The organism is Serratia sp. BNK-33-b, assembly GCF_048684565.1.
GTDB classification, from domain to species: Bacteria; Pseudomonadota; Gammaproteobacteria; order Enterobacterales; family Enterobacteriaceae; genus Serratia; species Serratia marcescens.
In genome coordinates this window covers 1,673,021-1,697,822 of record NZ_JBLQTZ010000001.1, presented here as the reverse complement: position 1 = coordinate 1,697,822, position 24,802 = coordinate 1,673,021, and the positions used below count along the sequence as shown (strand labels likewise).

Here is a 24,802-nt window from a genome sequence, read left to right as displayed (position 1 = left end):
ATGATCCCGCAACTGTTCCATCCCGACGAGCTGCGCGCGCAGACGCTGGCCGGGTTTAGCGGCGTAGGCGGCGGCATCTATCCCGCGATGCCGGATCAGCACCGCGCGTTTTTCGCCGCGCTGCCCTACCTGTTCGTCGCCACGCTGGATGAACAAGGCTGGCCGATCGCCACCCTGTTCACCGGCCCGCCCGGATTTTTACGCGCGCCGGACGACACGCATTTACGCATCAGCGCGCCGCGTCGCAGCGACGATCCCGCCCAGGCGCTGTTGCTGCCCGGCAAACCGATCGGCGCGCTCGGGCTCGACTTCAGCAACCGGCGACGCAACCGCGCCAACGGCACCGTCGGCCGCACCGACAAAAACCGGGTGGAGATCGTCGTTCAACAAAGCTTCGGTAACTGCCCGCAGTACATTCAGCGCCGCGAACTCTACCCGGTGGACAGCCGGCCACAGCCGGTTGAGCATTTAGCCTCGCTGGATGCGGCGGCGCAGGCGCTGATCCGCGCCGCGGATACCAGCTTCGTTGCCAGCTGCGCGCACCTGGCACTGACGCAGGGCGGCGTCGATATTTCTCATCGCGGCGGCCGCCCCGGCTTTATCCACCTGGAAGGTGACACGCTGTGGATGCCGGACTTTCGCGGCAACCGCTATATGAACACGCTGGGCAATCTGCTGGCCGAACCGCGGGCGGCGCTGCTGTTCATCGATTTTGAACGCGGCGACGTGCTGCATCTGCAGGGGGAAACGCAAATCCTCTGGCAAGCGGAGGGGCATCCCGCCGTTGAAGGCGCAGAACGCTATTGGCGGTTTGACGTTCGTCGCGCCTGGCGTTTTACGGCAGCGTTGCCGTGGCGGGGGCGCAATCTGGAGTATTCGCCGGCGACGCTGGCGACCGGGGTGTGGCAGCGCTGAAATGAAAAGCCCCGCTGCGGCGGGGCTGGATCGGAAATTACAGGCTGTGTTCGGCCGCCGATGCGGCCTGATAAAGCTGACGAAAATAATTCAACCGCGCAAAGAACAGGCGGCTTTGCTGCTCCGACATATTGCCGGCCACCTGCCCGGCGTCAATCTGCCGCCCTTGCCATTCCATCAGAGCGATGCTCGACGCCAAAAAATCCATTTCGCTGCCGTAGGCCGCGAGATGTCTGTCCACTGATTTCATCATTCGCACACTCCTTTTAATTACATCGAAAAGGGTCATATGCCTGCTCTTTCAGTATCGGCCCGGCGGAGGATATTTTTTGTACAGAAGGTGCGCATAAAGAAAACGATCATCTTGTTGCCGCGCGGGCAAACGGCGGCGGCAAAATTTGCTAGGGTAAAGGGTAGCCGTATGGGATAGACCACTCTGTTGAACTCAGCAAAGAAGGAAGAGACTCATGAGCACCAGCATCTGCGCTACCCTCAAGGACCCCACGCTGTTCCGCGAGGCCAATTACATCGACGGGCAATGGTTGCCGGCCAAAGCAGGCCACGCGATCGCCATCCATAACCCCGCCAACGGCGAGCTGGTTGGCCATGTGCCGGCCTTCGGCGCCGAAGAAACCGCGCGCGCCATCGCCGCCGCCAAGAAGGCGCTGCCCGCCTGGCGTGCGCTGACCGCCAAAGAGCGCGCCGGCAAACTGCGGCGGCTGTTTGAGCTGATGATGGAAAATCAGGAAGATCTGGCGCGCATCATGACGGCGGAACAGGGTAAACCGCTGGCTGAAAGCCGCGGTGAGATCGCCTATGCCGCCTCCTTTATCGAATGGTTCGCCGAGGAAGGCAAGCGGGTCTACGGCGACACCATTCCGCAGCCCCAGACGGGCCGCCGCATCATCGTGCAGAAAGAGCCGATCGGCGTGTTCGCCGCCATCACCCCGTGGAACTTCCCGGCGGCGATGATCACCCGCAAAGCCGGCCCCGGCTGGGCGGCGGGCTGTACCGGGGTGATCCGCCCCGCCAGCCAGACCCCGTTCTCGGCGCTGGCGATCGCCGTGCTGGCGGAGCGCGCCGGGCTGCCCGCCGGGGTGTGCAACGTGATCACCGGCCCCAGCAAAGGCATCGGCGGCGAGCTCACCGCCAACCCGGACGTGCGTAAACTCTCCTTCACCGGCAGCACCGAAGTCGGCGCGCAGCTGCTGGCCCAGTGTGCGCCCACCATCAAGAAAACCAGCATGGAGCTGGGCGGCAACGCGCCGTTTATCGTGTTCGACGACGCCGATCTGGACGCCGCCGTGGCCGGCGCGGTCGCCTCGAAATACCGCAATGCCGGCCAGACCTGCGTCTGCACCAACCGTTTTCTGGTGCAGGACGGCGTGTACGACGCCTTCGCCGCCAAACTGAAAGCCGCCGTCGCCAAGCTGAAAGTCGGCAACGGCCTGGATGACGGCGTCACCATCGGCCCGTTGATTAACCCGGACGCGGTGGAGAAAGTGCGCGAGCATATCGCCGACGCCGTCGAGCACGGCGCCTCGGTGCTGCTGGGCGGCAAGCCTGACGCGCTGGGCGGCAATTTCTTCACCCCGACCATCCTGACCGACGTGCCGCGCACGGCAAAAATCTTCCGCGAGGAAACCTTCGGCCCGGTGGCGCCCCTGATCCGCTTCAGCCAGGAGACCGACGCCGTCGAGATGGCCAACGACACGCCGTTCGGCCTGGCCGCTTACTTCTACAGCCGCGACATCGGCCGGGTGATGCGCGTGGCCGAAGCGCTGGAGTACGGTATCGTCGGCATCAACGAAGGGCTGATTTCCACCGAGGTGGCGCCGTTCGGCGGCATGAAACACTCCGGTTTGGGCCGCGAAGGCTCAAAATACGGCATCGAGGACTATCTCGAGATCAAATACCTGTGCCTTGGCGGCGTGGATGCCTGATGTGAGGGGCCCCCGCGCCTGCGGGGGCCCTGCCTGGCGTTTGCTACCTTTAGGCATCTTTCTGCGGTTAAAAGGGATTGTCTCTATGCGGCCCATCTCGGTACATCTGCCCGGTTTTTACATCGCCGGGCCGTAACCAAAGCTCAGCCCCATGCAGCCCAGGCCCAACGCCGATACTTCCAGTCCTTCGCGCCCCAACTTGCGTGTTTGCATCTTCACTCTCCCGCTGATTGATACCGGCCCCGCCTGACGCGGAGCCGCTCCGGTGTGGTGACTGTAAAACGCGACTGCCGCCATGACTATGGGGCGAAATACGCTTGGGCTTATGAGCCAGGCTCATGAATCCGTTAACCGTCGCTGGGAGCGGAGTTTTTGCGGGAACGTTCCTGCCCGAGATACTCTATACTGATGTCAGGATGCCTTACCCTTTTCGTTTAGCGTCATGTAGATGGAGCGACAGATGGCTAACTCTGAATCGACCTGCGATTCCCTTTCAATACCAGTGGCAGATTTATCCCATGACCAATAAGAAAAGCGCCGTGCTGACCCCGGCTGCAATGCTATTGCTACATCCCATGTTTGCCAGCCAGGCGCTGGCGGCAGAAAATAATAAAGAGAAAAGCGACACCCTGGTGGTGATGGCGCAACCCACCGGATTGACCGAGCTGGGATCGCCGGTGTCCGTCAGCGTGATCGACGGCCAGGACCTGCGCAACGCCGCCCCGCAGATTAACCTGTCGGAAAACCTCGGCAGCGTGCCGGGCCTGCAGCTTCAAAACCGGCAAAACTATGCGCAGGATCTGCAGCTGTCGATACGCGGGTTCGGCAGCCGTTCGATGTTCGGCGTGCGCGGCGTGCGCATGTACGTCGACGGCATTCCCGCCACCATGCCCGACGGCCAGGGACAAACCTCCAACATCGACATCAATTCCGTCGAACGCATCGAGGTGCTGCGCGGCCCCTATTCCGCGCTGTACGGCAACGCCTCGGGCGGGGTGATCAATGTTGATACGATTACCGGCACCCAGCCGCCGACGCTGGAGGCCGGCGGCTATTTCGGCAGCGACAACACCTGGCGCTACGGGGTGAAAGCGACCGGCGCCACCGGCGACGGCACCCAGGCCGGCGACGTCAACTACGCCATTTCGGGCACCCGCTTCACCACTCAGGGCTACCGCGATCACAGCGCCGCGCGGAAAAACCTCGGCAACGGCAAGCTCGGCGTGCGGCTGGACGACGTCAGCACCCTGACGCTGATGTTCAACAGCGTCTCGATTGACGCCGGCGATCCGGGCGGCCTGACCGAAGCGGAATGGAAGGAAAACCCACGCCAGGCGCCGCGCGCGGATCAATACAACACCCGCAAATCGCTCGATCAAACCCAGGCCGGCCTGCGCTATCAACGCCAGATGAGCGAGCGCGACGAACTGACGCTGACCGCTTACCACGGCGAACGCCATACCACGCAGTACCAATCGATCCCGATGGGGCCGCAGCTCAACCCCACCCACGCCGGCGGGGTGATCGTGCTGGAAAGAAAATATCAGGGCATTGACACTCGCTGGAAGCATGAGGATACTCTCGCATCGTTACCGGTAACACTGATCGGCGGTCTGGATTATGAAACCATGACCGAACGCCGCCAGGGGTTCGAAAACTTTATTCTGCGAGACGGCACAGTGGACTACGGCGAGAAAGGCGACCAGCGGCGCAACGAGAAGAACCGCATCTGGAACCTGGATCCTTACCTGCAAACCTCCTGGCAACTGACGCCACACTGGACGCTGGACGCCGGCCTGCGCTACAGCACGGTCAGCTTCGACTCGACCGATTACTACATCACGCCGCGCAACGGCGACGACAGCGGCAGCAAACGCTACCACCAGTGGCTGCCGATGGGCTCGCTCAACTACAAGATCAACCCGGCGTGGAACGTTTATCTCTCCGCCGGCCGCGGCTTTGAAACCCCGACCATCAACGAACTCTCCTACCGCCCCGACGGCCAGGCGGGCCTCAATATCGGCCTGCAGCCATCCACCAGCGACACCGTCGAACTGGGCAGCAAACTGCGCCTCGGCAACGGCCTGGTGAGCGCTGCGCTGTTCCAGACCGATACCGACAACGAGCTGGTGGTGGCAGAAAGCAGCGGCGGACGCACCAGCTACGCCAACGCCGGCAAAACCCGGCGGCGCGGCCTGGAGCTGGCGCTGGATCAGGAGTTTGCGCTGGACTGGCGGCTGCATATGGCCTGGACGCTGCTGGACGCCACCTACCGCAGCGAAATGTGCGGCAAAGCCGGCTGCACCCCCGCCGGCAATCGCCTGCCGGGCATCGCCCGCAACATGGGCTACGCCTCGCTGGCGTTTGCGCCGCCGGAAGGCTGGCACGCCGGCGCGGAACTGCGCTACATGAGCGACATTCAGGCCAATGACGCCAACAGCGCGCAGGCCCCCACTTACACCGTGGCCGGCGTAAACGCCGGCTATCGCTTTACCTGGGACCGCTGGGCGCTGGACGTGTTCAGCCGGGTGGACAATGTTTTCGATCGCCGATACGTCGGTTCGGTGATCGTCAACGAAGGCAACGGCCGCTATTTCGAGCCGGCGCCGGGGCGCAACTGGGGTGGCGGCGCCACCTTGTCTTATCGCTTTGAATAAGGCAAAGCACCTTAAGGTTAAAAAACGGGATGGGTTTTACGTCACCCTAGCGGCTTCTCGCTGAAATAGTAGGGAGAAACCGCGTGTTTTTTCCGATTTGGCTTAATCTCTAAATCGGGGACTTTCATTTTTGGTAAGGGTATTGCTATGCAAAATAAAGCGTCACTATCGCCGCTTATCGTCATAACGGCGCTGTTTGCCGCGCTGAGCGGGCTTTATCTGCTCGGCGGCGGCATCTGGCTGGCCAAGTTGGGCGGTTCGCTGTATTACATCATCGCCGGGCTGGTGCTGCTGGCGACCTCCTGGCTGCTGTTCCGCCGCCGCGCCACCGCGCTGCTGCTGTACGCGGTATTCCTGCTGGGCACCACCATTTGGGCCCTGTGGGAAGTGGGCCCGGACTTCTGGGCGCTGACGCCGCGCCTGGACGTCACCTTCTTCTTCGGTCTGTGGCTGGTGCTGCCGTTTATCTACCGTAAGCTGGTGGCCAACGGCAAGTTCGCCTACGGCGCGCTGAGCGCGGCGCTGGCGATCACCGTCATCGCGCTGGCCTATGCCGTATTCAACGATCCGCAAGAGATCAACGGCACGCTCGACGCCGCTCAGGTACAGCCGAAAGACGCCACCGGGTCCGACTGGCCGGCCTATGGCCGCACCCAGGAAGGCACCCGTTACTCGCCGCTGAGCCAGATCAACGACAAAAACGTTGGCCAGTTGCAAGAAGCCTGGCGCTTCCAGACCGGCGATCTGAAGACCGCCAACGATCCGGGTGAGATCACCAACGAAGTCACGCCGATCAAAATCCGCGATACCCTTTACATGTGTACGCCGCACCAGAAGCTGTTTGCGCTGGATGCCGCCACCGGTAAAGAAAAGTGGAAATTTGATCCGCAGCTGAAGTACAACCCGACCTTCCAGCACATCACCTGCCGCGGCGTGTCTTACCACGAAACCGCTGCAGCCGCGGGCGCCGCCGGCGATGCCGCACCGGCGATGTGCGCACGCCGCATCATTCTGCCGGTCAACGACGGCCGTCTGTTCGCACTGGACGCCGAAACCGGTAAACCCTGCCCGGACTTCGCCAACAACGGTGAGCTGAACCTGCAGAGCAATATGCCGTATGCGACGCCGGGCCACTACGAGCCGACCTCGCCGCCGGTGATCACCGATAAAGTGATCGTCGTCGCCGGTGCCGTGACCGACAACTACTCCAACCGCGAGCCTTCCGGCGTGATCCGCGGCTTCGACGTCAACAGCGGCAAGCTGCTGTGGGCCTTCGATCCGGGCGCGAAAGATCCGAACGCCATCCCGGCGGACGAGCACCACTTCGTGCCGAACTCGCCTAACTCCTGGGCGCCTGCCGCCTATGACGCCAAGCTGGATATCGTTTACCTGCCGATGGGCGTTTCCACTCCGGACATCTGGGGCGGCGATCGCACCCCGGAAATGGAACGCTACGCCAGCGGCCTGTTGGCGCTGAACGCCTCCACCGGCAAACTGGCCTGGTTCTATCAGACCGTCCACCACGACCTGTGGGATATGGACGTGCCGGCGCAGCCGACCCTGGCGGACATTACCGACAAGAGCGGTAAAAAAGTGCCGGTCATCTACGTGCCGACCAAAACCGGCAACATCTTCGTGCTGAACCGCACCAACGGCGAACTGGTGGTGCCGGCGCCGGAGAAACCGGTACCGCAGGGCCCGGCCAAAGGCGATCGCCTGTCACCGACCCAGCCGTTCTCCGAGCTGACCTTCCGTCCTGAGAAGAAACTGACCGGCGCCGACATGTGGGGCGCGACCATCTATGATCAGCTGGTCTGCCGCGTGATGTTCCACAGCCTGCGCTACGAAGGCACCTTCACCCCGCCATCCGAGCAGGGCACGCTGGTGTTCCCGGGCAACCTGGGCATGTTCGAGTGGGGCGGCCTGGCCGTCGATACCGATCGCGAAATCGCCATCGCCAACCCGATCGCGCTGCCGTTCGTCTCCAAACTGATCCCGCGCGGCCCAGGCAACCCGATTGAGCCGCCGGAAGGCGACAAAGGCGGCAGCGGCACCGAATCCGGCGTACAGCCGCAGTATGGCGTGCCGTTCGGCGTCACCCTGAACCCGTTCCTGTCACCGTTTGGTCTGCCATGCAAACAGCCGGCCTGGGGTTACATTTCCGCCGTGGATCTGAAAACCAACGACATCGTGTGGAAAAAACGCATCGGCACCGTGCGCGACAGCTCACCGTTGCCGCTGCCGTTCAAAATGGGCATGCCAATGCTGGGCGGCCCGGTGACCACCGCCGGTAACGTGTTCTTCATCGGCGCCACCGCAGACAACTACCTGCGCGCCTTCAGCGTGACCAACGGTGAAAAACTGTGGGAAGCGCGCTTGCCGGCCGGCGGCCAGGCGACGCCGATGACCTATGAGGTCAATGGCAAGCAGTACGTGCTGATCTACGCCGGCGGCCACGGTTCCTTCGGCACCAAGCTGGGCGACTACGTGGTCGCTTACGCTCTGCCCGATCAGAAGTAACTACCGCCGTTAGTACCCCGCGAAGCACGCCGCAAGGCGTGCTTTTTCTTTTTACGCCACCGCCCGATGCCACCTTGCAATACCCTTAATTTTTTCACCCCCACCATTGATAATGGTTATCATTCGCAATATTATGAATGCATGGCCCCGGCAGCGGCCTGTAATCCTTGCAATACAGCGATCGGCCGCCTGCCGGCGGCCTTATTCGGAGGCGCATGGTCGACCATACTCGGAAGCATCGAAAGAAAATTCTGCAAGCGGCGGTGAGGACGCGGCGCGCCGGTCTGCCGTTCGCGGCGGACTCCCCAGCCACCCCGCCCTTTATTACGTTGCCCCATCCGCCGAAGGCCGTGCTGGTGCACCTGGTCGGCCATGATGGCGCACAGGAGGGGCGAGAATGAACCTGCAACCCTTTACCGCCATGCTGATGTTCGCCTACGTGCTGCTGATGGTGCCGCTGCTCTACGTCATCGACAGCCGCCTGAGCGCCAGTAAACTGGTGCGCAAAGCCACGCAAAACCTCATCATCATCGCCTTGACGCTGTTGTTCTTCAGCGCGATGACGCTTTTATACTGAGTCCACCTCGCCGGTGCCCCGCGGCCGGTTACCCGGCCTCCCGGCGTTTGGCCCGCGGATATTTCCACAGCCAGCGTCCGCTGACCATGCGCCAGTAGAACAAGGCGCCGCGCACCGCCCAATCGAGGAACATCCCCAACCAGACCCCCACCACGCCCATGCCCAGTTCGATACCCAGCGCGTAGCCCGCCACCACGCGGCAGCCCCACATGCCGAGCATCGTCACCCACATGGCAAAGCGGGCGTCGCGCGCGCCTTTCAGCCCGGCGGGCAACACCCAGGAAGCGGCCCAGATCGGCATAAAGGCGGCGTTGAGCCAAATCAGGGTTTTCACCACCGTTTTCACGTCATCCTGCGAGGTATAAAACGCGGCGAATACCCCGGCCAACGGCGCCGTGCCCCAGGCGATAGCGGTCAACCCAAGGGTAGACAGCCAGAAAATATGGCGCAGCTGCCGCTCCGCCTGGCCGATCTCGCCTTTGCCGAGCCGCCGGCCGACGATAATGGTCGAAGCCGATCCCAACGCGTTGCCCGGCAGGTTGATCAACGAAGCGATGGAGAAAGCGATAAAGTTGCCGGCGATCACGTTGGTGCCCATGCCGGCGACAAACATCTGCGTCAACAGCTTGCCGCCGTTAAACAGTACCGACTCGACGCTGGCGGGAATGCCGATCCCCAACACTTCCCACAGGATGCTCATCTTGAGCGGCGTGAAATAGCTTTTCAACGTGATGTGCAGCGCCGGATTAAAGCCGATCGCCAGCACGTAGAGGATGGCGATGGCGCCGATATAGCGGGAAATCGTCAGCCCCAGCCCGGCGCCGACGAACCCCAGGCCATGCCAGCCCAGCATGCCGTAAATCAGGATGCTGCTGATGATGATATTGAGGATATTCATGCCGCCATTGATAAGCAGCGGGATCTTGGTGTTGCCCGCGCCGCGCAGGGCGCCGCTGCCGATCAACGCAATCGCCGCCGCCGGGTAGCTCCACACCGTGGTTTGCAGGTAAGAGAGCGCCAGCGCTTTCACTTCCGGCGAGGCCGCACCGGCGATCACATCAATGATAGGCTCACCCGCCAGATGAATGCCCGCCGCCAACAGCAACGCCACACCGATCATCAGGACCAGCGACTGACGCGCCGCCGCCCGCGCGCGCCGGCGATCCCGCTTGCCGAGGCTGAAGGCCACCACCACGGTGGTGCCGAGATCCACCGCGGCGAAAAAGGCGATGATCACCATGTTGAAGCTGTCCGCCAGCCCCACCCCGGCCATCGCCTCTTTGCCGAGCCAACTCACCAGAAAGGTGCTCAGCACCCCCATCAACAGAACGCAGGCGTTCTCCAGAAAGATCGGCACCGCCAGCGGCGTGATTTCGCGCCAGAACAGCACGCGGTAGCTTTTCCGTTTGGCGTACCAAGGCGTATTTTCCACGCGCTGACGCAGTGCGGCATACAGGTTCAAGGTGGGCTCGATGGATAAAAGTGAAACATCATTTCAAATGATGAGCGATAAATCGTTATCCTGCAAAGAATTTTTGGGCGCCCGTGGCGAGCGCCCGACAGGCACACCGTAGCGCTACTCCATGTAGTCTTCCTGATCGGCCTGCGCCGCCGCAATAAAGCGCGCGGTGCTGCGGCTGAGCGTGGCGCATTTGTCCGTCAGCAGCTGATCACCCTGTTGCAGAGTCAGGTAACGCGCCTGGGTGAGCGCCGGCAACTGCCGATACCCTGCCGCATGCGTATCCCAGCCGCGGTGCTGCGCTGCACGCATCGCAGTGCGTTGCAATTTCACGTCGTCCGGCACGTCGCTGCGCCCGCAGTCCACGCGCAGGAAATGCCCGCCGGCCAGCATCAGAGCGATGTGATCCAATTGCGCCTGCAGCGGCGGCGCCGGTTGATGCGCCGTCTGCTGACAACCCGCAAGCAGCAGCAACGCCGCCGCGCCGCAAAGAGACGTGCGAAACAGAGTAGACATGGTCGCTCCCGGAAACCTGTGGGTGATGCAATGATCTTAGGTGAGCGGATGCCGGGCGGCAAGGCGGGCAGCACGCTTAGCGCCGGCCGCTGCTGACCTTGGTGGCGCGGGCGGGGTTGCCGGCGACAAATTCCAGCGTGGGGGAATAGTAAAACGGCAGCCAGGCGTTATAGCCGCTCTCCCACTCCCATTTGACCGGGCAGGGCCACAGCATGTCTTCATGCAGGATGTAATAGATCCACCGCCCGGGCGGACGGCGCGGTTTGCGCATTTTCATAGCGAGTACGACGGCCTGATGACGTGCGATAAGGTGAACTGTTGCATTTTACCGCGATTTGGGTTGCGGGGACAGCCTGCGTTGCCGTGCGAAGCGTCCGCTAAACCTCACCCGGTGATTCAGCGTAAAGCCCGCCGTTTTACTGATCCAGGACATCTTTTGTATTTATCTTGCAGATATATTGATTAAAAATCATTCCTATTCAGGAGGAAGGGCCATGGTTAAGTCATTGAATGCGGCATTCACGCGCCTTTTTGATCGCCCGGACGCCGGCAAGTTGGCGCTCAGGCTGACCTTCGGCGGGCTGATGCTGTTTCACGGCGTGGCGAAGATTCAGCACGGCGTCGGTTGGATCGCCGGTGCGTTGCAGGATCACGGGCTGCCCGCCTTCATCGCCTATGGCGTGTATGTGGGGGAGATCCTGGCGCCGATACTGATCATTTTGGGGCTGTTCACCCGCCCCGCCGCGCTGGTTTACGCCTTTACGCTGGTGGTGGCGTTTTTGATGGTGGGCACCGGCAAGGTGTTCAGCGTCACCGACGTCGGCGCCTGGGGCATTGAAAACGAGCTGGTGTTCTTTATGGGCGGGCTCGCCATCCTGCTGCTGGGCAGCGGCAAATACGCGATCGCGCGCAATGAAGCCTATCGGTAAGCCGTGCAATCCATAAGGAGGTTCCTGATGGCGAACCTCCTTTTTGCACGCTTAAGGTTGGGTGAGCAGCGTGTTCGCCATGAAAGACAATAAGGCGGTCGATTCGGGGAAGGCCGCGCGATTCTCGGTGACCGCGCGATCAAACCGCCAGTTCATGATGTAAACCACGGGCGCAGTCGGATATTGATTAATAAAATCCCAATACAGTTGAATTTGCGCATGCAGTTGCTGGTCGTTCATTCCTAACGATGCCGTAGAAGGCGGTACCAACACCCACTTTTGTCCGGCTGCGCTTATCGGCGCCAGGCGATTGTAGGTACTCCACATATCCGCCACCGACCAGTTGTAGTTATCCACCCCAACCCAATCTGGCGTGCTTTTTACATTGGCCGGACACGCGGTCGCGGGCGCGCCCTGCTGTATTTCACGGATCCATTCGGCGTTGTTGGCATGTCGGTAGGACAAGATGGTGTAGAGGGGGATCGCGACCCCGTACTCCTGCATGGCCTGTCGCAGGGTGCAAACATAGCTGGAGTATTGGTAAGCGTCATATTTTCCCCCGGTCTGTAAGGCAGGAACGTCGAACGGCTCATCGATAAAATAAATGGCGCCGGGCTTATATTTGGCTTCGGCGATCTTCTTGACCACCGTCCAGATGGCGTTCCAGGAACCTGCGGCCTGGCAGTTGCTGTTCGAGACCGCCCCAGGGCAGATATCGATAAACGGCGAGCCCGATACCGCCCCCGAACCAGCCTGAATGTTCACGGCGCAAGTCCCCCCGGCGCAAACGGGCAGATTGAGACTTGCCAACGTGTGCACCACATTCAGATTGGTCATACTGAAGCCGGTGCCGGTAATCGCCTTAAGCGCCTCTGTGGCGCTGAAAGACGGCGTGGCGGTTTCATAAAAGTCCAGCCAGTCATAGCCGTAATACTTGATATTGGCGTTGGGGCCCGCCGCCAGCGCATTGGCGCCGATCAGGCACCAGCACAACAGTGCGAAACGTTTCAACATACTCTTCTCCTTCAAACCCTCGTCGATGTTAGCCAAAGGTGGGCGGCAAACGGCGCCGCCAACCGGAAACACCATCGTGGCACCGGCTATCGGCGGTGGCCCGTCGTTTGCGTTGTGCTACGGCAGAACGAACACAGGTCAGATTTTAGGAATATGTCACGTCGGTTTTCTTGCTGAGCGGCAAGGAGATGCGGGTAAAAAAGAACCGTAGAGGAGCCCGGCGGGAATCGCGCTTCATAAGCTGAACCGCCGACTATCGGTCATCAACTCTCGGCCAGGCGGTATACCGGAACCTTGCGCGTGGTGCCGGTCAGGGTGTCGAAGATCTCCGTTTCCGCCGTCACGATCGCCATGCCGGTTTTTCTTAGTCTGCGCACCTCGGCGGCAATGCGCTGTATGCCGAACCAGAACAGTCCGTCCAACGCCGTGACCCGCAGCCCCTGCTCCAGCGCCAGCTTAAGTCGCTCACGCGGCGCCTTGAGCGCTTTGGCGATTTCCCGGTAAGGCAGCGCGTCTACGCCCGACGCCGAAGTGCGGTGAATACGGGTCGACAGGCCGTATTGGAAGGCCTCAGGCACGTCGCTTAAATCGCTTTTCAGGCTGTAAACGCAGCCAAAGCGCTTGCCGTTGAACACCACATTTTTTTGACTGATCGACAACTCATCGCGCAGGCCGGCAATCAGCTGCGGCGCCCGCACCAGCAATAAACGAAACGGCAATTCGAAACTGGTCACATAGTCCACGTTGAGCAGCGCAATGCGCAGACGCTGTTCCGCCCCGGCCTGCGTCTGGCGACACTCGTTCAACACCTCGCTCCACTGGCGCGCGAGCCGCGGGGCTTCATCCAGCGGCGCGAAGTGGTATTTCTCGATGTGGTAGTCGATCCTTTCATTCATGTCCGTTGGCCCCTGCCTCAGTCATCATGCCCTCAGCAAATTACCTTACCCGCAGGCAACAGTACAACACCGCGATGAGGTCACTCGGGAAATACGGCGCTGGCTTTCGCCGGAACGGACTACGCGGGCTCGATGAACTGCATCATGCGTTGCAGTGCGTCATCCAGGGCACTGAGCCCGGCATCATCCAGACAGGCCATCAGCTGTGCGTCATAATCCGCCACCCATTGCCTCGCCTGGTCAAAAATGGAACGAGACGCCGGCATGACGCGCAGATATACCGCGCGCTTATCTTCCGGATCGGGGAAGCGCGCGACCCATCCCCGATTAACCAGTTGGGTGATCGTGCGGCCTAGCGCGGTGCGATCGGTCTGCGAATGCGCTATCACCTCGCTCATGGCCACGTCGCCCGGAAAACTGTAGAGAATGCGCAACGCGCGCCACTCATGGAGGCTGAGTCCTTGCAAAGCGAGTAACGCAGACAGCCGTTTTTCGCGGTGACGCACCACCTCCGTCATCCTGTAAAGCGCACCATTGGGCAATCCCATTCCCCGTCTGCCGCTCTGCGCGCCTTTTTTTTCAGAATCCATACTGTTTCCAATTAGCCTCGACTTTTGCCCTGACCGGTTCCGGATAAGAGTGCCTGAAAGAGGCGGTCCCCGCACGTGTTACGCCGCTGAACTGCTCAGGGAACAGGCAGTTGATGATGGCTTTGCCGCCGCTACCGCGCGCCTTGTCTTCTTCCGTCAGGTACGGCACCATCGGGAACTCACGTACGTCCGGGAAAATAAAATGATCGCGCGCGGGATGTGAGCGCGTGGCCAACGCCCAAACCACCTGATCGATATCGACAATATCAATGTCATTGCCGACCAGGATCAGTTTGGGGATCAGGTAGCCCGCATGCGAGCCGAAGACCACCTCCGCCACCTTGCCGGCAAAATCCGCCGCGGTGGTATTCATTCCGGCCAGTTTTTCGATATCGACGGAGACCACCGCCCAGCAGGTCGCCGCCTCATAGGAACACCAGACAAAGTCAACGGGCAAGGCCGCGCTCTGCAGGGTTTCCAGCAGCTGAGCTGATATCATGGTGCCCCAGATCGTATGATTTTCTTCCGGCGGCGTGCCGGCGACGCAAATCGGCAAAATGGGGTCATCGCGAAACGTTACCGCACGCACATGGAACACCGGCTGTTCATGGCCTTGCTGGTGTTGATAGCCGTGATACTCCCCCATCGGCCCTTCCAGCGCCGTCTCCGTCAGGCTGATTTCACCTTCCAGCACAATTTCCGCATTGGCCGGCACCCAGAGATCGTTGGTTTCCGCTTGGGTGAGCGTGACGCTTTTACCGAGCAGCGCGCCGACATAGTCAGGCTCACTGACGCCGGCCGGCAACGGCATCCCCGCGACCGCCACCGCGGCAGGCGGCGCCCCGAGCACCATCGCCCACGGCGTAGGTTTCCCTTCTCGGCGCCACATTTCACGGATCATGCCGATGTGCTGGGTGGGGATTGCCGGGCCGGTGAGACGATTGCGATCGAGCATCATGAGTCTGCCGACGCCCCAGCTATGCCACTTTCCGTCCGGGGATTGCACGACATGGAACCCGTAGGTGCCGAAATAGCGCCCGCCATCCCGTTCATGCAACAGCGGCACCGGGAAACGTTTCAGATCAACCTCGTCACCACGCCAAATATTCTCTTTCACCGGGCCGGTCGAGCAATAATCCGGCGCAAACGGCTCCGCCTTCACCGCCCGGCGAATCGCCGCCACAATATCCCGCGGGGAGCTTTCTGGCGGCAGCCCAAAATGGAGGGCGAGGCGAGAATAGGCATGTTCCGCAGAAGCGAGCATGCCGGCCGGCGCGCCGAGGATGCGGGCTCCCGGCATCGCGCCCGCCACATGATGAAATAGCGGAGCCGAAAGCCGTTGCTCATAGACCCGGCGGCAGACAGCCGCTATCTCCAGGTCGGCGGAAACTGCCTGATGCACGTCGACCAAATCGTTTCGGCGACGCAATTCCTCAATGAAGTGACGAAAATCCAGTGCGCAATCGAGCAAACTCATGGCAAGTCCTCCGGTTTCCAGGCGTTCAGTCCCTGCTCTTCCCATCGTTTCAGGGAATAGACTGACATTTATGTGCATGTGCATGTGCACACATATTAGTGCACGGAAAATCGCGTGTAAATACACGCTATCCTGGAGACGTTGGGCATGTTGTCAGTCTGGCAAACTCTTCAAGGAATAGCGGACTCGGGCCATGCACGCCCCTGCCGGCAGACATTATCGCCGTGACGGTTTCACACCTTCAGCATGATCGGCATAGCACTGGGCTTGCCGCAAGCGCCGCGCCGGGTTCAAGCACAACATGGCTCACAAAATGAAGAACATAATCGCAAAATGCTATTCGTTGATATTGCACGGGTTATAATGCGGAAAAGGATCTCTGCCAACGCAAACCGGTTTCAGATCGAACGGTTTACAAGCATTAGCGAAAGAAAAGGATTTTGATTCGATGGGGAACAACGAGGGGTAAAGTGGCGGAGAGAGGGGGATTTGAACCCCCGGTAGAGTTGCCCCTACTCCAGTTTTCGAGACTGGTCCGTTCAGCCGCTCCGGCATCTCTCCTGACAACGCTTGCTATCATGCCCGCTTTTGCGGCATTTTTACAGCATTAGCATACCGCTGAACGTTCAAGTGACGACTTTACGAGCAACCTGATGATTAAATGGCCGTGGAAAGCGACTCAACCCTCTCAACCCCAGGCAGACATCGAGGCCCAGTGGCAGGACGCGCTGGCGATCCCGCTGCTCTCGCCGCTGAATGAGCAGGAGCGGCAGCGGCTGGTGGCCGTCGCCGGGCAGATCTTGCAGCAAAAGCGCATCGTGCCGCTGCAGGGGCTGCAACTCACCTCGCAAATGCAGGCGCGCATCGCCCTGCTGTTCGCCTTGCCGGTGCTGGAACTCGGCGCGGAATGCCTCGACGGCTTCAACGAAATTCTGCTCTACCCCACCCCGTTCGTGGTGGAAGACGAATGGCAGGACGAGATCGGTCTGGTGCACTCGGGGCCGGTGGTGCAGTCGGGCCAAAGCTGGGAACAGGGGCCGATCGTGCTCAACTGGCAAGACGTGCAGGACTCTTTTGACCTCTCCGGTTTCAATCTGGTGATCCACGAAGCGGTGCACAAACTGGATATGCGCAACGGCGGCGTCGCCACCGGCGTGCCGCCGATCCCGCTGCGCGAGGTGGCCGCCTGGGAACATGATCTGCACGCCGCGATGGAAAGCCTGCAGGACGAGATCGACATGGTCGGCGAAGAGGCCGCCAGCATGGATGCCTACGCCGCCACCGATGCGGCCGAGTGCTTCGCCGTGCTGTCGGAGTATTTCTTCAGCGCTCCCGAACTGCTGGCCGAACGCTTCCCGGCGCTGTATCAGCACTTTTGCCGCTTCTACCGCCAGGATCCGCTGGCGCGCCTGCTGCGCGGCCAGGCGGAAAACGACGCGCAATGGGCGGATTGACGAGCTTATTGCTCAGATACCGAGCAGTCGCACCGCCCGGGGCAATTTAGCGTTGACACACCCGGGGCCGCTGGATATCATGCGCCCCGTTCACACGATTCCTCTGTAGTTCAGTCGGTAGAACGGCGGACTGTTAATCCGTATGTCACTGGTTCGAGTCCAGTCAGAGGAGCCATATTTAGAGAAGCACGCTTAAGGAAACTTAAGCGGGCTTTTTGCTTTTTTGAGTTTATCAATTACATCAAAACATCGGTTCAGGATGGCTTATCACTTCATTCACAATAGCAGGAGGTATACGTTGTTCAAGGCTTCTATATCAATGGTTCTGAGCTGCTCACAGCGAATAGCGCCCATTTTGTTCTTGCATCATCGATGCGAAACGGTAAAACCCGGTTTCTACCACTGATGATGGGAACAACAAAAGGTGGCAGTATGAACTGATTTAATGGTGTCGCAATTAGCTAGTAGCAGCAAGTGAGGAGTTCTGGAACCAGAGCACTGAAAGTAAAAATCCCACAGATAAGTCCCCCATATAAGAAAGACTTAATGTCTGTTACCTACATATCGCGATTGAAAAATGTTATGTATGTCAATGAGTTGTATAACCCGTCCAGAAGTTAATAAAATAGCCCCTCAATAAAGAAAAAATGCCGTATTATCTCTGATAGAAGCAAGGAAACTAGGCACAGCTTTCTTTTCTGCTGGAATATTTTGGCAATTCAACATGATGCACTATGTAACTATGAATTCAACCTTCTATCTTGAACGTAATTTTACACGCAATGACAGGACGTACACAGAGACAGAGTTGCTGGCTGAATCAACGCACATTGTTGTGTTAGCAGAACCCGGCGGCGGGAAAACAGAGCTGATGAAAAGTATCGCTCAGAAACTGAACACCTCTGTCTTAAATGCCAGCGTATTTGCTTACGTGGGAACAGATAAAGAAAATAGCTCACTGATAATCGACGCTGTTGATGAAGTCGCCAGAATCGATCAATCAGGTATCCATAAACTCCTTGCGCTCGCCAGGGCATCAAAGCCAAATCGCGTAATCATGTCGAGCAGGTCAAGCGAATGGGGACTTGCTTTCACCAGTATTTTTGAAAAATTTCTTGGTGTCTCCCCTATGATTGTGAGACTGAGAGAATTCGATCTAGACGAACAACACTCCATCTTTAAGCACCATGCACCAGCAGAAGATTTCTTTGCATTCCAGACCGAAGTCACTCGGTTTAGTTTAGACATGTTGTTACCAAACCCTCAGTTTCTGAAAATGTTCACCGATGCCTATTTAGAAAGTGACCGACGATTTGCTGACAAACGTTCAATCTTTGCTTTAGCGGTCGAACGACTGGCCAAAGAAGTCAATCCAGGAATTCCGAAAGCCTCCGTATCTCTTCCCGTTGCACAAAAGATTGCATTTTCTGCCGAGGTTTATGCCAAACTTCTGTTGTCGGGCGCAGAAGGCATAAGCACCATCGACACGACTGCAAATCGGATGTATCCCATGCTGCCAGCGTTGTTTAACGGCAGTACTGCCTGTTACGACATATTGTCAACACAGCTTTTCAAACCCGGCGATAATGAAGATCAACACCGCCCGGTCCACAAGATCGTCGCTGAATACTGTGCAGCGGATTATCTCATTAAACGAATAGCCGATCCTGCGGATGACCTCACTTTATCAAAGTGCTTGTCTATTATTGCACCGAACGATACTGCCAGAGATGAGTTGAGAGGTCTGCTAGGATGGATGGCGGCACTAGGCAACAGGTCGGTACAGGGAGCTATTATTGAGCTTGACGCCTATGCGGTACTCGCAAACGGCGATCCATCGCAGCTTGAACGCTCATCGAAACGACAGCTTCTTCATCGGCTTAAAGAGATTGAAGCCGCAGACCCTTACTTTCGTCGGAGCGATTTCTGGCGACGGTTCAGCGCGGCCGGTTTTTTCACACGAGACGTTGTTGAAGAAATAAAACCTCTTTTAGCTATGGGCGATGAGGGGCATTTACGTGACTTAATTTTAGAACTTCTAGCAGACTCTCCGGTTAATAACCAGTTGATGCCTGAATTGAGCTTGATTATTTTAAACCCCAGCGAGTCTGAACATATTCGTACATTAGCAAGCAGATGCTTGCTCAATGTAAAAGAATACGATTTCATTAGTGCTTTAGCCGTTTTAATTTTTGAAGCCAGTAATATTTCACTCAATATTTCAGCAAAATTCATCCAAGTCGTAGGGCCAGAAAAATTTAACCGAAAATATCTCTCTGGATTCTTACGAGTCTGTGCAAACCTCTATCCAAGCCACAAAGAAAAATTTGAAAGAGTGGTAGGAACTCGTTATTTCATTAAGAGGCTCATTTCCTGTTTTTCACAGAATACTCTCGAATCTCTTCTGGATGAATTAACCCATAACCTTTACTGCCATTGTGGGAAAAAATCCTATGAATGTGATTGTCGCAATGGGATAAGTAAGATCGTCGGTTCAATGGTAGATCGCTATTTTGAATTAGCCCAAGCTCCGTTTGATCCTGTGAGGATCTGGCAATGGATAGGTAATCTCAATTTTCATCATCAATGCCAGCCCGATCAAAGCAAATCGGTACAGATACTTCGAGAAAATGACACGCTTCGTCAGGGGATCATTGCTCATGTATTCGGGTCATTAACGGATCGTAAAGCAATATTCAACATAAAAGTAGAAAAATTCAACGGACACTTGCACTCACATTCAGGCCTTCATTTATGGCGGAATGACTATAAATTTATCCTCGATCTGGCGTTTAGAACAGATAACGTTGATCTTTGGGCAAGTTTCCTTGTCAACCATCAACATTACAAAAACAAGGAAGAACAAGGTTCTGATGACTTGCGGACACGAATGCGTCAGCACGCCCTTTCCAAACCCGCGTTTATGCGCGAATGGGCCAGATACAATAATGCAATGAAATTATCCAAGCAGGAACACCAGTTCTGGAGGTTCAGACATAGCCGAAGCAGGAAACGTCATGATAGAAAGCGACGGGAGATCTACACTAGAAATATAAATTTCGTTAATGAAAACAGAGAGATTGTAGAGCAAGGTCGTCACTGGGGGTGTCTTGTTCGTTTTGCAGACCTTGTGCTCATGCATCCGGAAAGAATTGAATTAGAGTTTGGGGACGAAAAACTGGTTCGGACTGCGTTGCGAAATTGTCTGGATTTTATTACTCCCGTGATTCCCACCCTACCTGAACTGGCGGCCCTGCAATGCGAATCTAAACACAGGCATTCTGAGACGGTTTTATATGCAGCCTGTCTAGAGATTCTACGTGCAGAAGGCAACCTTGAATGCGTCAATATCGAGTTGCTTACAGCCTTAAGAACTAACATTCACATGGGATACAACTCAGTTTCGACGGAAGAACGTGACGCCCTACAGACTGAAATCGATCGCCTCATTTTCCCTGATAGTGAAAGTGCGGAAAAATATCTCCGACAGTATGTTGAACCCCAACTGGCTCAGCCATGCTCTCACCCTGAAATTTGGATGTTAAGTGGAGAAGAGGTCTTTCATCATTCACGCGCTAAACTTTCCATTGAATGGCTTCGTCGTTTTACTGATTTATCACTTAACTCAGTAGATACACTTTTTGAAATTGCTGCTCAATACGGCGATCGTGAGAATTTAAAAGAGATTATTGCAGAGCGTTGTTCAGCGATAATATCAGGCTGGCCCAATCCGACAGAAGATGAGGCTTTTGAACTCAAGCGAATTTTCTGGCTGGTACGGGAGTTCTACTTTCTCGAGAACATTACAGCTACTTATTGGGCATGGTTAAAATCTAATAAAGATAATTTACTGCATTTTTATGAACGTTCTGGGCGCATGAATCGGAGTGAGCACCGTGCCTGGCCGGAACTTACCTCAATTAAGGTTGAAGCCATTTTAGACGCTTTCTTTGACCAATGGCCGCGTGTTGAACTGCCAAGTCATTGGAGCAGCGATAGCCCTGAAGAGGAAAAAGCCTACCGCTTTTTGACTGATTTAATTTGGTCAATTGAATCAGATATTCCTGACAATGCAATACCTGTACTGGGTCGCCTTCTTACTGATCCACGTTTTACGAGCCTATATAAAGAGCTGCAAAGTATATATGCTGGTCAGCTCAGGAAAAAAACGCTCAGGGATTTTGAACCACCGACGCCAGATGAAATAGTCCAACATCTGGATTGTGATTCAGTGGTTACTGTTGAAGGCCTGCGTCAGTTAGTTCTTCAGGAGCTTCATGATTTCCAGAAAGCGATTGATGGCGGGGAGTTTAACTCGGCAGATCGCTTTTATGAAAAAAATGAACGCCTTGATGAGGTGAAGTCTACGGAGATCATTGCTGAACGTCTCAATTTAAAACTCGAACCTCAGGGCATATCAATAACACCTGAACATCAGTTGAAAGGAAAAAACAGGAGTGATTTCACGGCATCTAAATTGATTGGCGGAAGAAGACGGCTGCTCGTTACGGAAGTCAAAGGCCAGTGGCACAGAGAGTTATACTCTGCCGCTTCAGCCCAACTCTATGAGCGTTATTCCATCCATCCAGATGCCGAGCAGCAAGGTATCTTTCTCGTCATATGGTTTGGAGAGAGTGAGACTGTTGCAGGCCGCAAGCTCCACGGTATCAAAACCGCTCAGGAACTCAAAATCAGCATTGAAGCAGTCTTGCCAATTGATCTCCGCGGTTTAATTGATGTTTTCATTTTAGATGTCTCTCGGTGCAGTAAAAATTAGCATGAGTTACATCGAACATAAATATCCGATATCACCGCAGGTGTAAGATCTGGCGTTTACCACTGGCACAGAGAGGTTGTTAAAAATTAGTGGTCATCCTGATGGCCTCTCTAGAAAAACAAATTCTTGCCTAGATTAATTATCGACCAGTTAATAGTAAAAGCGATCCCTGTCAGAGGAGCCATATTTAGAGAAGCCCCACTCGTTGTCATACCAGGCGAGCACTTTCACCAGGTTGCCGCCGATCACCAGCGTGGACAGGCCGTCGATGATCGACGAACGCGCATCGCCCCGATAGTCGCTCGACACCAGCGGTTCATCGCTGTACCCCAGGATCCCTTTCAGCGGGCCGGACGCCGCCGCCGCGCGGAAAGCGGCGTTGATCTCCTCCACCGTAGCCGGGCGTTTCAGCGTCACCGTCAGATCGACGATGGAAACCACCGGCACCGGCACCCGCAGCGAATAACCGGTCAGGCGGCCGTCCAGTTCGGGGATCACCTTGCCGAGCGCCTTGGCCGCGCCGCTGGAGTAAGGCACGATCGATTCCGCCGCCGCCCGCGCGCCGCGCAGATCTTTTTCCGGCTGATCGTGCAGCGCCTGGCTGTTGGTATAGGCATGCGTGGTATTCATCAACCCGTATTCGATGCCGAACGCCTGATGCAATACCTGCGCGGCGGGCGCCAGCCCGTTGGTGGTGCAGCTGCCGTTGCTGACCACCTTATGCAGAGCCGGATCGTAGAGGTGATCGTTAACCCCCATCACCAGCGTGATGTCGTCATTCTTGGCCGGCGCCGAGATAATCACCCGCTTGGCGCCGCCGTGCGTGATGTGCACTTCCGCCTTGGCCTTGTCGGTAAAGAAGCCCGTCGCTTCGATCACCACGTCAACGCCCGCGCTGCGCCAGGGGATCTCGGCGGGATCGCGCTGCGAAAACACCTGAATCGGCCGGCCGTCCAGCAGCAGCTGGTTGTCGCCGGCTTCCACCCTGGCCGCCAGCGTGCCGGAAAGCGTGTCGTATTTCAGCAGGTGCGCCAGCGTCTTGCTGTCCGTCAGATCGTTGATCGCCACCACTTCAAAATCGCTGCGCCCCAGCGCCGCGCGCAGCACGTTGCGCCCGATCCTGCCGAAGCCGTTAATGCCTACTCTCACCATGATGCACTCCTCGTTTTTGGGCTTTGCCTAAAATCTAGCGCCGACCAGAAACGGCGTAAATGACGTTTACCAATCAATTTACGCCAAATTGCGCGCATGAAAACGCTCGCGGTATTCGCTCGGGGTCAATTGCAGTTTGCGTTCAAACACCCGCCGCAGGTTAAGGCCGTTGCCGAAGCCGGTGGCTAAGGCAATCTGCTCGATGCCTTCCGCGCTCTGTTCGAGGCGCTGCCTGGCGGTATGCAACCGCCCCTCTTCGACGAATTTGGCGGGAGAAATGCCCGTCTCGCGGGTGAACACCCGGGTAAAGTTGCGCGGGCTCATCGCCACGCGCTCGGCCAACCGATCGACGCTGAGATCGTCGGCGAGGTTTTCCAGGATCCAGGATTGCAGGTCACGGATCGGCCCCGGCGATTTGGCCTGGTTGAGCGGATAGCGGCTGAACTGCGCCTGCCCGCCGGGGCGACGCAGAAACATCACCAGATCCTGCGCCACTTCGCGCGCCTGCACGAAGCCGTAATCATCCTCCACCAGCGCCAGCGTCAGATCGAAGCCGGAGCTGACGCCGCCGGAGGTCCAGATCGGCCCGTCCTGCACGTAGATTGGGCCGTTTTCGACCTGCACTCGCGGGAAGCGCGCCCGCAGCGTCTCCGCCAGCCGCCAGTGGGTGGTCGCCCGCCGCCCGTCCAGCAACCCGGCTTCGGCCAGCAGCAGAGCCCCGCCGCAAACCGAAGCGATACGGCGCGCCTGCGGCGCCGCGCGACGCAGCCAATCGGCGACCAGGGCGCCCTCTTCTTCGGTCGCCCCCTTGCCGGCGACGATCACGGTATCGCGCGGCTGGGCCGGATCGAGATCCGCCAGGCGATGATCGGCCAACAGGCTCAGCCCGGACAGGCCGTGCACCACCCGGTGAGATTGCGTGGTGGCGACCGCGATCTGATACAGCGGCGTCTCGGCAGGGCTCAGGCGATTAGCCTGCATCAGGATATCGGCGATGCCCGCCGCTTCGAACAGCATGCCCCCTTCAGGGACGATAATCAGGAATGAGTGCATGGCGATAATATAAATAACAATCAAAACAGGCCAGGCGACCACTGTATAAGAAAAGCCCCGTCGGTTCACCCTGCGGGCATAAAAAAGCCCGCCGATAATCACCGGCGGGCCAGGAAGGAACGGCCATCAAGCCTGCGGCAGGTGCGCCCCGCCGGCGCGCGCCAATTGCGCCAACAGCGCCGTTTGAAACGTCTCATCGTGCACCGCCGCGTGAGGTTCAAGCCGCTGCTGGTGGTGCCAATAGCCGCCGGACGCCAGGGCCTGCGGTTCATCGCTGGTCACCAACCACGCCTGCGTCACATGCCCCAGCGCCAGATCGTCGGGCGCGTCCGCGCCGCCCATTTTGGTCGGCACCCAACCGGGATCGACCGCGCTGCTGATCACGTCAGGCCACAGGCGCGCCACGGCGGCGGCCAGCGCGGTGACGAACAGCTTGCTGTCCGAATAAGAACCGGCAGTGCCGCCAAGCCAATCCACGCCGTTCAGTTCCGCCACGCCGTCAAAATGCATGCTGCTGCTCAGGTAGACGACACGCTTGGGGCGTTCGATCAGGGCCGTCAGCAGGTAGGGCGCCATGACGTTCACCGGCATCACCTGCGGCCCGGTAAACATGCCGGCATTGTGGATCACCGCGTCCGGGCGGCCGAGGCGATTGACCTGCTCGGCAAGCTGCCGGATCTGTTGCACATCGGACAGATCGCCGATCGCCGCCTGCGCGCCCCGATCCAGCAAATCGCGCACCGCGGCCAAACGGCCAGGCTCACGCGCATGCAGGATCACCTGATGCCCTTCGTCCAACAGCGTTTGCGCGGCGGCGCGGCCCAGCCCGTCGACCGAGCCGGTAATGAAAATGCGTGACATGCCACTCCTCCG

Annotated in this window: 19 protein-coding genes and 2 tRNA genes; 9 read left to right on the top strand and 12 right to left on the bottom strand. The window is 58.0% G+C overall.

What is annotated here, in order from left to right; translation table 11 throughout:
- The gene (locus ACMGGK_RS08055) at positions 1-915 is read left to right on the top strand and encodes a pyridoxamine 5'-phosphate oxidase family protein (protein ID WP_049300299.1); all 915 of its coding nucleotides are present in this window, start codon (positions 1-3) and stop codon (positions 913-915) included.
- A gap of 37 nt (positions 916-952) precedes the next feature.
- Here ACMGGK_RS08055 and ACMGGK_RS08050 read toward each other — a convergent pair whose 3' ends face one another.
- On the bottom strand, positions 953-1,168 hold the full coding sequence (locus ACMGGK_RS08050; protein ID WP_004935234.1) for a glycogen synthase: 216 nt from the start codon (positions 1,166-1,168) through the stop codon (positions 953-955).
- A 214-nt stretch (positions 1,169-1,382) separates the two neighbouring features.
- On the opposite strand from ACMGGK_RS08050, the gene gabD reads away from it, so the two are divergent.
- The 4 genes from gabD to ACMGGK_RS08030 all read left to right on the top strand — a co-directional run bounded on the left by gabD (position 1,383) and on the right by ACMGGK_RS08030 (position 8,612).
- Positions 1,383-2,858: an NADP-dependent succinate-semialdehyde dehydrogenase gene (gabD, locus tag ACMGGK_RS08045; RefSeq protein ID WP_176062980.1), complete on the top strand. Its 1,476-nt coding sequence runs from the start codon at positions 1,383-1,385 to the stop codon at positions 2,856-2,858.
- A gap of 518 nt (positions 2,859-3,376) precedes the next feature.
- The gene (gene pqqU / locus ACMGGK_RS08040; protein WP_176062978.1) at positions 3,377-5,515 is read left to right on the top strand and encodes a TonB-dependent receptor PqqU; all 2,139 of its coding nucleotides are present in this window, start codon (positions 3,377-3,379) and stop codon (positions 5,513-5,515) included.
- Between the two features lie 147 nt (positions 5,516-5,662).
- Entirely contained in the window at positions 5,663-8,035 is a 2,373-nt protein-coding gene (locus ACMGGK_RS08035) for a glucose/quinate/shikimate family membrane-bound PQQ-dependent dehydrogenase (RefSeq protein WP_049300302.1), read from the top strand.
- 397 nt (positions 8,036-8,432) lie between these two features.
- Positions 8,433-8,612, top strand: a complete 180-nt coding sequence (locus ACMGGK_RS08030) for a hypothetical protein (protein ID WP_015378373.1) — start codon at positions 8,433-8,435, stop codon at positions 8,610-8,612.
- Between the two features lie 28 nt (positions 8,613-8,640).
- Here the strand turns inward: ACMGGK_RS08030 and ACMGGK_RS08025 are convergent, their stop codons facing one another.
- The 3 genes from ACMGGK_RS08025 to ACMGGK_RS08015 all read right to left on the bottom strand — a co-directional run bounded on the left by ACMGGK_RS08025 (position 8,641) and on the right by ACMGGK_RS08015 (position 10,864).
- Positions 8,641-10,074 (bottom strand): EmmdR/YeeO family multidrug/toxin efflux MATE transporter, encoded by a 1,434-nt coding sequence (locus ACMGGK_RS08025; RefSeq protein WP_049300304.1) that lies wholly within the window; start codon positions 10,072-10,074, stop codon positions 8,641-8,643.
- A gap of 114 nt (positions 10,075-10,188) precedes the next feature.
- Positions 10,189-10,587: a type II secretion system pilot lipoprotein GspS gene (gene gspS, locus ACMGGK_RS08020; RefSeq protein ID WP_016927171.1), complete on the bottom strand. Its 399-nt coding sequence runs from the start codon at positions 10,585-10,587 to the stop codon at positions 10,189-10,191.
- A gap of 76 nt (positions 10,588-10,663) precedes the next feature.
- A complete protein-coding gene (locus ACMGGK_RS08015; RefSeq protein WP_016927170.1) occupies positions 10,664-10,864 on the bottom strand; it encodes a hypothetical protein in 201 nt (66 codons plus the stop codon).
- A 217-nt stretch (positions 10,865-11,081) separates the two neighbouring features.
- On the opposite strand from ACMGGK_RS08015, the gene ACMGGK_RS08010 reads away from it, so the two are divergent.
- The gene (locus tag ACMGGK_RS08010) at positions 11,082-11,516 is read left to right on the top strand and encodes a DoxX family protein (protein WP_016927169.1); all 435 of its coding nucleotides are present in this window, start codon (positions 11,082-11,084) and stop codon (positions 11,514-11,516) included.
- A gap of 51 nt (positions 11,517-11,567) precedes the next feature.
- On the opposite strand, the gene ACMGGK_RS08005 is transcribed toward ACMGGK_RS08010, so the two are convergent.
- From ACMGGK_RS08005 to ACMGGK_RS07985, 5 genes are all read right to left on the bottom strand, one after another.
- On the bottom strand, positions 11,568-12,530 hold the full coding sequence (locus ACMGGK_RS08005; protein WP_420276826.1) for a hypothetical protein: 963 nt from the start codon (positions 12,528-12,530) through the stop codon (positions 11,568-11,570).
- A 263-nt stretch (positions 12,531-12,793) separates the two neighbouring features.
- A complete protein-coding gene (locus tag ACMGGK_RS08000) occupies positions 12,794-13,426 on the bottom strand; it encodes a helix-turn-helix domain-containing protein (protein ID WP_016927167.1) in 633 nt (210 codons plus the stop codon).
- 119 nt (positions 13,427-13,545) lie between these two features.
- Positions 13,546-14,016, bottom strand: a complete 471-nt coding sequence (locus tag ACMGGK_RS07995; RefSeq protein ID WP_420276825.1) for a MarR family winged helix-turn-helix transcriptional regulator — start codon at positions 14,014-14,016, stop codon at positions 13,546-13,548.
- Entirely contained in the window at positions 14,006-15,493 is a 1,488-nt protein-coding gene (locus ACMGGK_RS07990; RefSeq protein ID WP_420276824.1) for a UbiD family decarboxylase, read from the bottom strand. Before ACMGGK_RS07990 ends, ACMGGK_RS07995 begins: the two co-directional genes overlap by 11 nt.
- 471 nt (positions 15,494-15,964) lie before the next feature.
- A tRNA-Ser gene (locus ACMGGK_RS07985) sits at positions 15,965-16,054 on the bottom strand.
- Between the two features lie 92 nt (positions 16,055-16,146).
- On the opposite strand from ACMGGK_RS07985, the gene mtfA reads away from it, so the two are divergent.
- The 3 genes from mtfA to ACMGGK_RS07970 all read left to right on the top strand — a co-directional run bounded on the left by mtfA (position 16,147) and on the right by ACMGGK_RS07970 (position 21,724).
- Positions 16,147-16,947: a DgsA anti-repressor MtfA gene (gene mtfA, locus ACMGGK_RS07980; protein ID WP_048795162.1), complete on the top strand. Its 801-nt coding sequence runs from the start codon at positions 16,147-16,149 to the stop codon at positions 16,945-16,947.
- Positions 16,948-17,046: 99 nt separating this feature from the next.
- Positions 17,047-17,122: transfer RNA gene (locus ACMGGK_RS07975), tRNA-Asn, on the top strand.
- Between the two features lie 549 nt (positions 17,123-17,671).
- Complete coding sequence (locus ACMGGK_RS07970; RefSeq protein ID WP_282676949.1) at positions 17,672-21,724, top strand: NACHT domain-containing protein; 4,053 nt, start codon at positions 17,672-17,674, stop codon at positions 21,722-21,724.
- A 150-nt stretch (positions 21,725-21,874) separates the two neighbouring features.
- Here the strand turns inward: ACMGGK_RS07970 and gap are convergent, their stop codons facing one another.
- From gap to ACMGGK_RS07955, 3 genes are all read right to left on the bottom strand, one after another.
- The gene (gene gap, locus ACMGGK_RS07965) at positions 21,875-22,876 is read right to left on the bottom strand and encodes a type I glyceraldehyde-3-phosphate dehydrogenase (RefSeq protein ID WP_420276823.1); all 1,002 of its coding nucleotides are present in this window, start codon (positions 22,874-22,876) and stop codon (positions 21,875-21,877) included.
- A gap of 78 nt (positions 22,877-22,954) precedes the next feature.
- Positions 22,955-23,929 carry a GlxA family transcriptional regulator gene (locus ACMGGK_RS07960; protein ID WP_115436733.1) on the bottom strand — a complete coding sequence of 325 codons (975 nt, stop codon included), beginning with the start codon at positions 23,927-23,929 and terminating at the stop codon, positions 22,955-22,957.
- Between the two features lie 126 nt (positions 23,930-24,055).
- Positions 24,056-24,790: an SDR family NAD(P)-dependent oxidoreductase gene (locus tag ACMGGK_RS07955; RefSeq protein WP_420276822.1), complete on the bottom strand. Its 735-nt coding sequence runs from the start codon at positions 24,788-24,790 to the stop codon at positions 24,056-24,058.
- Positions 24,791-24,802: the final 12 nt, after the last annotated feature.

What these genes read in the sequence shown, in the direction of transcription:
- ACMGGK_RS08010 (WP_016927169.1), top strand. Translation starts at nt 11,082, where the DNA reads ATGGTTAAGTCATTGAATGCGGCATTCACGCGCCTTTTTGATCGCCCG.
- gap (WP_420276823.1), bottom strand. Translation starts at nt 22,876, where the DNA reads ATGGTGAGAGTAGGCATTAACGGCTTCGGCAGGATCGGGCGCAACGTG.
- ACMGGK_RS08050 (WP_004935234.1), bottom strand. Translation starts at nt 1,168, where the DNA reads ATGATGAAATCAGTGGACAGACATCTCGCGGCCTACGGCAGCGAAATG.
- ACMGGK_RS08055 (WP_049300299.1), top strand. Translation starts at nt 1, where the DNA reads ATGATCCCGCAACTGTTCCATCCCGACGAGCTGCGCGCGCAGACGCTG.
- pqqU (WP_176062978.1), top strand. Translation starts at nt 3,377, where the DNA reads ATGACCAATAAGAAAAGCGCCGTGCTGACCCCGGCTGCAATGCTATTG.
- ACMGGK_RS07990 (WP_420276824.1), bottom strand. Translation starts at nt 15,493, where the DNA reads ATGAGTTTGCTCGATTGCGCACTGGATTTTCGTCACTTCATTGAGGAA.
- ACMGGK_RS08035 (WP_049300302.1), top strand. Translation starts at nt 5,663, where the DNA reads ATGCAAAATAAAGCGTCACTATCGCCGCTTATCGTCATAACGGCGCTG.
- ACMGGK_RS07955 (WP_420276822.1), bottom strand. Translation starts at nt 24,790, where the DNA reads ATGTCACGCATTTTCATTACCGGCTCGGTCGACGGGCTGGGCCGCGCC.
- ACMGGK_RS07970 (WP_282676949.1), top strand. Translation starts at nt 17,672, where the DNA reads ATGATGCACTATGTAACTATGAATTCAACCTTCTATCTTGAACGTAAT.
- ACMGGK_RS07995 (WP_420276825.1), bottom strand. Translation starts at nt 14,016, where the DNA reads ATGGATTCTGAAAAAAAAGGCGCGCAGAGCGGCAGACGGGGAATGGGA.
- ACMGGK_RS08030 (WP_015378373.1), top strand. Translation starts at nt 8,433, where the DNA reads ATGAACCTGCAACCCTTTACCGCCATGCTGATGTTCGCCTACGTGCTG.
- ACMGGK_RS07960 (WP_115436733.1), bottom strand. Translation starts at nt 23,929, where the DNA reads ATGCACTCATTCCTGATTATCGTCCCTGAAGGGGGCATGCTGTTCGAA.
- gspS (WP_016927171.1), bottom strand. Translation starts at nt 10,587, where the DNA reads ATGTCTACTCTGTTTCGCACGTCTCTTTGCGGCGCGGCGGCGTTGCTG.
- gabD (WP_176062980.1), top strand. Translation starts at nt 1,383, where the DNA reads ATGAGCACCAGCATCTGCGCTACCCTCAAGGACCCCACGCTGTTCCGC.
- mtfA (WP_048795162.1), top strand. Translation starts at nt 16,147, where the DNA reads ATGATTAAATGGCCGTGGAAAGCGACTCAACCCTCTCAACCCCAGGCA.
- ACMGGK_RS08005 (WP_420276826.1), bottom strand. Translation starts at nt 12,530, where the DNA reads ATGTTGAAACGTTTCGCACTGTTGTGCTGGTGCCTGATCGGCGCCAAT.
- ACMGGK_RS08015 (WP_016927170.1), bottom strand. Translation starts at nt 10,864, where the DNA reads ATGAAAATGCGCAAACCGCGCCGTCCGCCCGGGCGGTGGATCTATTAC.
- ACMGGK_RS08000 (WP_016927167.1), bottom strand. Translation starts at nt 13,426, where the DNA reads ATGAATGAAAGGATCGACTACCACATCGAGAAATACCACTTCGCGCCG.